10 protein-coding genes and 4 tRNA genes are annotated in these 10550 nt (G+C 55.4%); all 14 read left to right on the top strand.

Features of this window, described 5'->3' with window-relative positions; genetic code table 11:
• The first annotated feature begins 86 nt into the window (after positions 1-86).
• The 14 genes from birA (at position 87) to rpoB (ending at position 10522) form a co-directional block, all read left to right on the top strand.
• Complete coding sequence (gene birA, locus A7K61_RS15355) at positions 87-1046, top strand: bifunctional biotin--[acetyl-CoA-carboxylase] ligase/biotin operon repressor BirA (RefSeq protein WP_057711959.1); 960 nt, start codon at positions 87-89, stop codon at positions 1044-1046.
• Positions 1036-1785: a pantothenate kinase gene (locus A7K61_RS15350; RefSeq protein WP_057711929.1), complete on the top strand. Its 750-nt coding sequence runs from the start codon at positions 1036-1038 to the stop codon at positions 1783-1785. The genes birA and A7K61_RS15350 overlap by 11 nt, the downstream gene beginning before the upstream one ends.
• Positions 1786-1792: 7 nt before the next feature.
• Positions 1793-2239: a hypothetical protein gene (locus A7K61_RS15345; RefSeq protein WP_057711930.1), complete on the top strand. Its 447-nt coding sequence runs from the start codon at positions 1793-1795 to the stop codon at positions 2237-2239.
• A 142-nt stretch (positions 2240-2381) separates the two neighbouring features.
• Positions 2382-2466, top strand: a tRNA-Tyr gene (locus A7K61_RS15340).
• Positions 2467-2490: 24 nt separating this feature from the next.
• Positions 2491-2564: transfer RNA gene (locus A7K61_RS15335), tRNA-Gly, on the top strand.
• A gap of 26 nt (positions 2565-2590) precedes the next feature.
• A tRNA-Thr gene (locus A7K61_RS15330) sits at positions 2591-2666 on the top strand.
• A 143-nt stretch (positions 2667-2809) separates the two neighbouring features.
• Positions 2810-2885: transfer RNA gene (locus A7K61_RS15325), tRNA-Trp, on the top strand.
• 45 nt (positions 2886-2930) lie between these two features.
• Positions 2931-3299 (top strand): preprotein translocase subunit SecE, encoded by a 369-nt coding sequence (gene secE / locus A7K61_RS15320; RefSeq protein WP_003194658.1) that lies wholly within the window; start codon positions 2931-2933, stop codon positions 3297-3299.
• 9 nt (positions 3300-3308) lie between these two features.
• Positions 3309-3842 carry a transcription termination/antitermination protein NusG gene (gene nusG / locus A7K61_RS15315; RefSeq protein WP_003176436.1) on the top strand — a complete coding sequence of 178 codons (534 nt, stop codon included), beginning with the start codon at positions 3309-3311 and terminating at the stop codon, positions 3840-3842.
• 116 nt (positions 3843-3958) lie between these two features.
• A complete protein-coding gene (gene rplK, locus A7K61_RS15310; RefSeq protein WP_003176435.1) occupies positions 3959-4390 on the top strand; it encodes a 50S ribosomal protein L11 in 432 nt (143 codons plus the stop codon).
• The gene (gene rplA, locus A7K61_RS15305; protein ID WP_003176434.1) at positions 4390-5085 is read left to right on the top strand and encodes a 50S ribosomal protein L1; all 696 of its coding nucleotides are present in this window, start codon (positions 4390-4392) and stop codon (positions 5083-5085) included. The genes rplK and rplA overlap by 1 nt, the downstream gene beginning before the upstream one ends.
• A 199-nt stretch (positions 5086-5284) precedes the next feature.
• Positions 5285-5785, top strand: a complete 501-nt coding sequence (rplJ, locus tag A7K61_RS15300) for a 50S ribosomal protein L10 (RefSeq protein ID WP_003176433.1) — start codon at positions 5285-5287, stop codon at positions 5783-5785.
• 78 nt (positions 5786-5863) lie between these two features.
• On the top strand, positions 5864-6229 hold the full coding sequence (gene rplL / locus A7K61_RS15295) for a 50S ribosomal protein L7/L12 (RefSeq protein ID WP_003176432.1): 366 nt from the start codon (positions 5864-5866) through the stop codon (positions 6227-6229).
• A gap of 219 nt (positions 6230-6448) precedes the next feature.
• The gene (gene rpoB / locus A7K61_RS15290) at positions 6449-10522 is read left to right on the top strand and encodes a DNA-directed RNA polymerase subunit beta (RefSeq protein WP_010206926.1); all 4074 of its coding nucleotides are present in this window, start codon (positions 6449-6451) and stop codon (positions 10520-10522) included.
• The last annotated feature ends 28 nt before the right edge of the window (positions 10523-10550 follow it).

Here is a 10550-nt window from a genome sequence, read left to right as displayed (position 1 = left end):
TCTCGACCCAGACTGATATCCAGCCTTTCTATGCAATGACCCTGCGCATGGCTATCATGCGTGCCTCATTCTGAGGCGATATGTGCATGCTGACGTTGTTGAAACTTCTGAAAGATGGTCAGTTCCATTCTGGAGAAGCGCTTGGCGCTGCCTTGGGCGTTAGTCGCAGTGCCGTGTGGAAGCAGCTTCAGCATCTTGAGGCAGAATTGAATCTCCCCATTCATAAGGTGCGGGGCCGCGGATATAGATTGGCTGCGCCATTGGTGTTTTTGAATGCGCAGGAGATTTCTCTGGGCGCGGCTTCCTTGGCTTGGCCCGTTCACATTTTCGACTCCATTGATTCCACTAATGCTGAGGCTTTACGTCTTATCGGTGCGGGCAGTGCGGCTCCTTTTGTTGTGCTGGCGGAGCAGCAAACGGCGGGTAGGGGGCGACGAGGCCGAAAGTGGGTCAGCCCATTTGCGCAAAACGTTTACTACAGCCTTGTATTGCGTATTGAGGGCGGTCTGCGGCAACTGGAAGGGCTGAGTCTGGTGGTGGGGCTGGCAGTCCTGCAGGCTCTGCGTGAGTCGGGTGTGCGGGGTGCAGCTTTGAAGTGGCCAAACGACGTCCTGGTTGGGCAAAAGAAAATCTCAGGCATCTTGCTTGAGTTGGTGGGAGATCCTGCAGATATCTGTCACGTTGTGCTAGGGATAGGTATCAATGTGAATATGCAGAAGGCTGTAGAGGTTGATCAGCAATGGACTTCGATGCAGCTCGAGGCTGGCTCTCCTGTGGATCGTAATCACCTGGTGGCGCGTTTGGGTTTGCAACTACAAGCCTACCTAGATCGACACAAGGCTGCGGGTTTTGCAGGGTTGCAAGACGAATGGGAACAGCATCACGCCTGGCAGGGGAAGTCCGTGTCTCTTATCGCGGGCGTCAATCAGATTGATGGGGTTGTGCTGGGCGTGGATCGTCAGGGCGCCTTGCGTTTGAATGTCGGTGGCGTTGAGAAAATATACAGCGGTGGTGAGTTAAGCCTGAGGTTGCGTGATGATTCTTGAGCTCGACTGTGGAAATAGCTTTATCAAATGGCGTGTTCTTGAGTTGAGTGAGGCAACTGTTCGCGCGGAAGGCATCGCAGGTTCGGATATCGCGCTGATCGATAGTTTGGTGGCTTTGCCTGGTCTATTGCTCACGCGTTGTCGGTTGGTGAGTGTTCGCGCGCTTGAGGAGACCGATAAGCTGATAGCAGCCTTGGTAGCGGCATTTGGCGTTGCTGTTTCCTGTGCAACGTCTGCTCAAGAAATGGGTGGAGTGCGCAATGGCTACGACGACTTCCAGCGCCTGGGGATGGATCGATGGCTGGCCATGCTGGGCGCGTTCAAGTTGGCGTCAGGTGCATGCTTGGTACTCGACTTTGGTACAGCGGCGACAGCAGATTTTATTGGTCCGGACGGTGGGCACCTGGGTGGGTTTATTTGCCCGGGTATGCCGCTTATGCGGAATCAGCTGCGAACCCATACCCGCAAGATACGCTATGACGATGCGGCCGCTGAGCGGGCTCTGGAGCGTCTCTCTCCTGGTCGAACGACCGTAGAGGCTGTCGAGCGTGGTTGTACGCTCATGCTTAGAGGGTTCGTGCTGACCCAGCTCGAGTTGGCCCGAGGCTATTGGGGGGAGGATTTCACGGTCTTCCTCACTGGAGGCGATGCCGACCTGGTCAGGGAAGCTGCGCCTCAGGCTCGGCTGGTCCCGGACCTGGTGTTTGTTGGTTTGGCGATGGCGTGTCCTTTGTCTTGAGGTGATTATGCGCTGGCTGTTTTTACTTTTACTGGTTCTCAATGTTTTCTATTACGTCTGGCATCAGCAAGGGGCGCCATTGCGGGCCAAGGATGTCACGCCCTTGAGTCTCCATCGGGGAGCACAACAAGATATTCGCCTGCTGAGTGAGTCGGCAGATGCGGTGGCGCGGCGTGATCGGGCTAGGCCGGCGGAGGCGCAAAATACCTGCTTATACATCGGTGGGTTCTCTGATCGACGCCAAGCCTCCTCTCTCGAACAGAGGCTCACGAGCCTGGATATCAAGGTCAAGGTCCAGTTGCTGAACGCACCGGACGCCTCGGGTTATTGGTTGCGCGTAGCCCCTGAGAGCCGTCGCCTGGCTGACGATCTGCCCTTTGAAAGCCTTGCTAATGAATTCAATGAGTTAAAACATAAAATAATGCTGTGTGAAGGCATTGCAACTCTCGAATAGTTTGCATAGAATGGCGCCCGCTTCGCAGTGAAGACCTTTAAGGGCTACAGTGCAAAGCTACCGTCAATGCAGCTAACCTCATAATTTAAATGAGAAAATGCTTGACAGAAGGTCGGTGTGATGTAAAATGCCGGCTCGCTTAGGAGGGGTTCCCGAGCGGCCAAAGGGATCAGACTGTAAATCTGACGTCTACGACTTCGAAGGTTCGAATCCTTCCCCCTCCACCATTTTTAGCGTGAGCTGCAAGCTCCGCGGGTATAGTTTAGTGGTAGAACCTCAGCCTTCCAAGCTGATGATGCGGGTTCGATTCCCGCTACCCGCTCCAAGTTTGCAGGTTGTGCAAGGTGTTTCGCTCTTGTAGCTCAGTTGGTAGAGCACACCCTTGGTAAGGGTGAGGTCAGCGGTTCAAATCCGCTCAAGAGCTCCATATAACAAGGCAGATATGAAAATATCTGCCTTTGTTTTAACAGCTGCCTCGGCTTGAATGTTGTTCGATGTTTCAGGTCTTGTGGGGTTGGTTGTTGTAAAGTCTTTTTCAGGCCTGCATAATGGTCGGCCTGATTTTGTTTTAGGTCAGTAGCTCAATTGGCAGAGCGACGGTCTCCAAAACCGTAGGTTGGGGGTTCGATTCCCTCCTGACCTGCCAGATTCACGTGGTGTGTCTGGCTTTCTTTTCACAGGATCTTCATAGATGACTCCTAAGGCTGAAGCTCAAAGCTCTCGTTTCGATCTGGTAAAGTGGCTCGCTGTAGTCGCCTTGGTGGTCGTAGGCGTTGTTGGCAATCAGTACTATTCTGCTTCGCCGATCCTGTACCGTGTACTCGCTTTGCTTGCCCTTGCTGCTGTAGCTGCCTTTGTAGGCCTGCAGACTGCCAAAGGCAAGTCCTTCGCGGTACTGGTTAAGGAAGCTCGCACCGAAATCCGTAAAGTCGTTTGGCCGACTCGCCAAGAAACCACGCAGACCACATTGATTGTCGTGGCTGTTGTTCTGGTTATGGCGTTGCTGTTGTGGGGGCTTGATTCCCTGCTCGGCTGGCTTGTTTCCTTGATTGTTGGCTAAGGGTGTCCCGTGGCTAAGCGTTGGTACGTTGTGCATGCTTACTCGGGTTACGAGAAGCATGTTATGCGCTCTTTGCTGGAGCGCGTAAAGCTGGCAGGCATGGAAGATGGCTTCGGCGAAATTCTGGTTCCCACTGAAGAAGTGGTTGAAATGCGGAATGGGCAGAAGCGCAAAAGCGAACGCAAGTTCTTCCCTGGCTACGTGCTGGTACAGATGGACATGAACGAAGGTACTTGGCACTTGGTCAAGGATACCCCTCGCGTCATGGGCTTCATTGGCGGTACTGCCGATAAGCCTGCTCCGATCACCGATAAAGAGGCGGAAGCAATTCTGCGTCGTGTTGCTGACGGTAGCGACAAGCCCAAGCCGAAGACGTTGTTCGAGCCGGGTGAGGTTGTTCGCGTTACAGACGGTCCGTTTGCTGATTTCAACGGTACGGTCGAAGAAGTTAACTACGAAAAGAGCCGGATCCAAGTGGCAGTGCTCATTTTCGGTCGCTCTACTCCGGTAGAGTTGGAGTTCAGCCAGGTCGAGAAGGTCTAGCTGGGCAAGCATCCCAACCCCGCAGCTTCGGCTGTGGGGTTTTGTCGTCACTGGGATAAACGCGCAAGTAACCGGGGAGCCTTTCGAGGCGTTTGAACCCGTAATTGGAGTGCCTCATGGCCAAGAAGATTACCGCTTACATCAAGCTGCAAGTGAAGGCCGCTCAGGCCAACCCTAGCCCACCCGTCGGTCCAGCTCTGGGTCAGCACGGCGTGAACATCATGGAATTCTGCAAGGCCTTCAACGCCCGTACTCAGGGTCTTGAGCCAGGTCTGCCGACTCCAGTGATCATCACTGTATACAGCGACCGTAGCTTCACCTTCGAAACCAAGTCGACCCCGGCTTCGGTTTTGCTGAAGAAAGCTGCCGGTCTGACCAGCGGTTCCGCTCGTCCTAACACCGTTAAGGTTGGCACTGTAACCCGTGCTCAGCTGGAAGAAATCGCGAAAACCAAAAACGCGGATCTGACTGCAGCTGATATGGATGCAGCCGTGCGTACCATCGCCGGTTCTGCTCGTAGCATGGGCCTTAACGTGGAGGGTGTGTAATGGCTAAGCTGACCAAGCGCCAAAAGGCTATCGCCGGCAAAATCGAAGCAGGCAAGTCCTACAACTTCGTAGACGCTGCTGCCCTGCTGACCGAGCTGTCGACTGTCAAGTTCAGCGAGTCTGTTGACGTTGCTGTAAACCTGGGTGTTGACCCACGTAAATCCGACCAGGTCGTTCGTAGCGCTACTGTGCTGCCACACGGTACTGGCAAGACTGTACGTGTTGCTGTCTTCACCCAAGGCCCAGCTGCTGAAGCTGCTCTGGCCGCTGGTGCTGATCGCGTTGGCATGGACGACCTGGCTGCCGAAATGAAAGGCGGCGACCTGAACTATGACGTCGTAATTGCTTCCCCGGATGCAATGCGCGTTGTAGGTCAGTTGGGTCAGATCCTCGGTCCACGTGGCCTGATGCCTAACCCTAAAGTCGGCACCGTAACGCCAGACGTAGCTACCGCGGTTAAAAACGCCAAGGCTGGTCAGGTTCGTTATCGCACCGACAAAAACGGCATCATTCACACCTCCGTTGGCAAAGTCGGCTTCGATGCCGTCAAGCTGAAGGAAAACGTTGAAGCCCTGATCGCTGATCTGAAGCGTATCAAGCCGGCTTCCTCGAAAGGTATCTACGTCAAGCGCGTTACCCTGAGCACCACTATGGGCCCAGGTCTGGTCATCGACCAAGGCTCGCTGGACGTATAAGACATAAATTGGCGCAAGTAATTGCGCCAATTGAAAGATTGGGGTCCCTGCCTGGCGGGGGCTATCCAAGACCGTAGGCGACGCAAGTCTTAAACCAACAAGCCTACGCAGATGGTGCTCCCGGTTCCTTACCGAATCAGACACCAAAACGACATCAGGCCTAGGCCAGATGAAACGGTAACAAGCAGGAGTTAAACCCGTGGCAATTAATCTCGAAGACAAGAAGGCCATCGTCGCTGAAGTCAACGAGGCTGCCAAAGCTGCTCTGTCCGCTGTCGTGGCTGATGCCCGTGGTGTGACAGTAGGCGCTATGACCGGACTCCGTAAAGAGGCTCGTGAAGCTGGTGTATACGTACGTGTTGTACGTAACACCCTGCTCAAGCGCGCCGTTGCTGACACTGAATACAGTGTTCTCAACGACGTGTTCACCGGCCCGACTCTGATCGCGTTCTCTAAAGATCATCCAGGCGCTGCTGCCCGTTTGTTCAAAGAATTCGCCAAGAGTCAGGATAAGTTCGAGATCAAGGCAGCTGCGTTCGAGGGCAAGTTCCTCGCAGCTAACCAAATCGACGTACTGGCAACACTGCCGACCCGTAACGAAGCTATTTCGCAGCTGATGAGCGTGATTCAAGGCGCTACCAGCAAGCTGGCTCGTACTCTGGCTGCAGTTCGCGAGCAAAAAGAAGCTGCCGCAGCCTAAGGCTGAGCAAATTCTCTCGCGTATTTTTGTTTATTTCGATGGCCGCGTAGGCCGTCCCCCAATTCAGGAAATACAGCAATGTCTATCTCCCAAGACGATATCCTCAACGCCGTAGCTGAAATGTCGGTTCTGCAGGTTGTTGAGCTGATCAAAGCTTTCGAAGAAAAATTCGGCGTTTCCGCTGCCGCTGCTTCCGCTGGCCCAGCTGTTGCTGCTGTCGCTGCTGAAGAGCAAACCGAATTCAACGTCATGCTGCTGGAAGCTGGCGAGAAGAAAGTAAACGTGATCAAGGCAGTACGTGAACTGACCGGTCTGGGCCTGAAAGAAGCCAAGGCTGTAGTTGACGGCGCTCCTGCCCAGGTTCTGGAAGCTGTGTCGAAAGACGCCGCTGACAAAGCCAAAGCTACTCTGGAAGAAGCAGGCGCTAAAGTCGAGCTGAAGTAAGCATCGACCTTGCGTCTCCAGCCCAAGCGTTAAGCTGAAGGCTGATGGCTGGTGGCTCTTGCCACCGGCCTTTTTCCGTTCTTGGCTGTCGACTCGGTCGCCGCCATTAACGCGCTGTAGCCACCCGAAGCGGTGGTGCAAACCATGGGGTTTGCAAGATTTTCTGGCTGCTCCCGTCGGAGGGGCCAAACAAGCAGGTGACCAAGCTGGGGAACGCTGATGGCTTACTCATATACTGAGAAAAAACGTATCCGCAAGGACTTTAGCAAGTTGCCGGACGTCATGGATGTCCCGTACCTTCTGGCTATCCAGCTGGATTCGTATCGTGAATTCTTGCAGGCGGGAGCGACCAAAGATCAGTTCCGCGACGTGGGCCTGCATGCGGCCTTCAAATCCGTTTTCCCGATCATCAGCTACTCCGGCAATGCTGCGCTGGAGTACGTCGGTTATCGCCTGGGCGAACCGGCATTTGATGTCAAAGAATGCGTGTTGCGTGGCGTTACGTACGCCGTACCTTTGCGGGTAAAAGTCCGTCTGATCATTTTCGACAAAGAATCGTCGAACAAAGCGATCAAGGACATCAAAGAGCAAGAAGTCTACATGGGCGAAATCCCATTGATGACTGAGAACGGTACCTTCGTAATCAACGGTACCGAGCGTGTAATCGTTTCCCAGCTGCACCGTTCCCCGGGCGTGTTCTTCGACCACGACCGCGGCAAGACGCACAGCTCCGGCAAACTCCTGTACTCCGCGCGGATCATTCCGTACCGCGGTTCGTGGTTGGACTTCGAGTTCGACCCGAAAGACTGCGTGTTCGTGCGTATCGACCGTCGTCGCAAGCTGCCGGCCTCGGTATTGCTGCGCGCGCTCGGTTACACCACTGAGCAAGTGCTGGATGCTTTCTATACCACCAACGTATTCAGCCTGAAGGATGAAACCCTCAAGCTGGAACTGATCGCTTCGCGTCTGCGTGGTGAAATTGCTGTCCTGGACATCCAGGACGAAAAAGGCAAGGTCATCGTTGAGGCTGGCCGTCGTATCACTGCGCGCCACATCAACCAGATCGAAAAAGCCGGTATCAAAGAGCTGGAAGTGCCACTGGACTACGTCCTGGGTCGCACTACCGCCAAGGTCATCGTTCACCCGGCTACAGGCGAAATCCTGGCTGAGTGCAACACCGAGCTGAACACCGAGATCCTGGCCAAGATCGCCAAGGCCCAGGTTGTTCGCATCGAGACCCTGTACACCAACGATATCGACTGCGGTCCGTTCATCTCCGACACACTGAAGATCGACTCCACCAGCAACCAATTGGAAGCGCTGGTCGAGATCTATCGCATGATGCGTCCTGGTGAGCCACCAACCAAAGACGCTGCCGAAACCCTGTTCAACAACCTGTTCTTCAGCCCTGAGCGCTATGACCTGTCTGCGGTCGGCCGGATGAAGTTCAACCGTCGTATCGGTCGTACCGAGATCGAAGGTTCGGGCGTGCTGTGCAAGGAAGACATCGTCGCGGTATTGAAGACCCTGGTCGACATCCGTAACGGCAAAGGCATCGTCGATGACATCGACCACCTGGGTAACCGTCGTGTTCGCTGCGTAGGCGAAATGGCCGAGAACCAGTTCCGCGTTGGCCTGGTACGTGTTGAGCGTGCGGTCAAAGAGCGTCTGTCGATGGCTGAAAGCGAAGGCCTGATGCCGCAAGACCTGATCAACGCCAAGCCAGTGGCTGCTGCGGTGAAAGAGTTCTTCGGTTCCAGCCAGCTTTCGCAGTTCATGGACCAGAACAACCCGCTCTCCGAGATCACCCACAAGCGCCGTGTTTCTGCACTGGGCCCGGGCGGTCTGACCCGTGAGCGTGCTGGCTTTGAAGTCCGTGACGTACACCCGACGCACTACGGTCGTGTTTGCCCGATCGAAACGCCGGAAGGTCCGAACATCGGTCTGATCAACTCCCTGGCTGCCTATGCGCGCACCAATCAGTACGGCTTCCTCGAAAGCCCGTACCGTGTGGTGAAAGACGCCCTGGTCACCGACGAGATCGTATTCCTGTCCGCCATCGAAGAAGCTGATCACGTGATCGCTCAGGCTTCGGCCACGATGAACGACAAGAAAGTCCTGGTCGACGAGCTGGTAGCTGTTCGTCACTTGAACGAGTTCACCGTCAAGGCGCCGGAAGACGTCACCTTGATGGACGTTTCTCCGAAGCAGGTAGTTTCGGTTGCAGCGTCGCTGATCCCGTTCCTGGAACACGATGACGCCAACCGTGCGTTGATGGGTTCCAACATGCAGCGTCAAGCTGTACCGACCCTGCGTGCTGACAAGCCGCTGGTAGGTACCGGCATGGAGCGCAACGTAGCGCGTGACTCCGGCGTTTGCGTCGTGGCTCGTCGTGGCGGTGTGATCGACTCCGTTGATGCCAGCCGCATCGTGGTTCGTGTTGCCGATGACGAAGTAGAAACTGGCGAAGCCGGTGTCGACATCTACAACCTGACCAAATACACCCGCTCGAACCAAAACACCTGCATCAACCAGCGTCCGCTGGTGAGCAAGGGTGATCGCGTTCAGCGTAGCGACATCATGGCCGACGGCCCGTCCACCGACATGGGTGAACTGGCTCTGGGTCAGAACATGCGCATCGCGTTCATGGCATGGAATGGCTTCAACTTCGAAGACTCCATCTGCCTGTCCGAGCGTGTGGTTCAAGAAGACCGCTTCACCACGATCCACATTCAGGAACTGACCTGTGTGGCGCGTGATACCAAGCTTGGGCCTGAGGAAATCACTGCAGACATCCCGAACGTGGGTGAAGCTGCACTGAACAAGCTGGACGAAGCCGGTATCGTTTATGTAGGTGCTGAAGTTGGCGCTGGCGACATCCTGGTCGGTAAGGTCACTCCGAAAGGCGAGACCCAGCTGACGCCGGAAGAGAAGCTGCTGCGTGCCATCTTCGGTGAAAAAGCCAGCGACGTTAAAGACACCTCCCTGCGTGTACCTACCGGTACCAAAGGTACTGTCATCGACGTACAGGTCTTCACCCGTGACGGCGTTGAGCGTGATGCTCGTGCACTGTCCATCGAGAAGACCCAGCTCGACGAGATCCGCAAGGATCTGAACGAAGAGTTCCGTATCGTTGAAGGTGCGACCTTCGAACGTCTGCGTTCCGCTCTGGTAGGCCACAAGGCCGAAGGTGGCGCAGGCCTGAAGAAAGGTCAGGACATCACCGACGAAATCCTCGACGGTCTTGAGCACGGCCAGTGGTTCAAACTGCGCATGGCTGAAGACGCTCTGAACGAGCAGCTCGAGAAGGCCCAGGCCTATATCGTTGATCGCCGCCGTCTGCTGGACGACAAGTTCGAAGACAAGAAGCGCAAACTGCAGCAGGGCGATGACCTGGCTCCAGGCGTGCTGAAAATCGTCAAGGTTTACCTGGCAATCCGTCGCCGCATCCAACCGGGCGACAAGATGGCCGGTCGTCACGGTAACAAGGGTGTGGTCTCTGTGATCATGCCGGTTGAAGACATGCCGCACGATGCCAATGGCACCCCGGTCGACGTGGTCCTCAACCCGTTGGGCGTACCTTCGCGTATGAACGTTGGTCAGATCCTTGAAACCCACCTGGGCCTCGCGGCCAAAGGTCTGGGCGAGAAGATCAACCGTATGATCGAAGAGCAGCGCAAGGTCGCAGACCTTCGTAAGTTCCTGCACGAGATCTACAACGAGATCGGCGGTCGCAACGAAGAGCTGGACACCTTCTCCGACCAGGAAATCCTGGATCTGGCGAAGAACCTGCGCGGCGGCGTTCCAATGGCTACCCCGGTGTTCGACGGCGCCAAGGAAAGCGAAATCAAGGCCATGCTGAAACTGGCAGACCTGCCAGAAAGCGGCCAGATGCAGCTGTTCGACGGCCGTACCGGCAACAAGTTCGAGCGCCCGGTTACTGTTGGCTACATGTACATGCTGAAGCTGAACCACTTGGTAGACGACAAGATGCACGCTCGTTCTACCGGTTCGTACAGCCTGGTTACCCAGCAGCCGCTGGGTGGTAAGGCTCAGTTCGGTGGTCAGCGTTTCGGGGAGATGGAGGTCTGGGCACTGGAAGCATACGGTGCTGCATACACTCTGCAAGAAATGCTCACAGTGAAGTCGGACGATGTGAACGGTCGTACCAAGATGTACAAAAACATCGTGGACGGCGATCACCGTATGGAGCCGGGCATGCCCGAGTCCTTCAACGTGTTGATCAAAGAAATTCGTTCCCTCGGCATCGATATCGATCTGGAAACCGAATAACACGTGACGCGAATCGAGAGCGGGGCTG

It is taken from the genome of Pseudomonas sp. AP42 (genome assembly GCF_001728935.1).
Lineage (GTDB): Bacteria > Pseudomonadota > Gammaproteobacteria > Pseudomonadales > Pseudomonadaceae > Aquipseudomonas > Aquipseudomonas lactis.
This window is presented reverse-complemented; position numbering and strand designations above follow the sequence as displayed.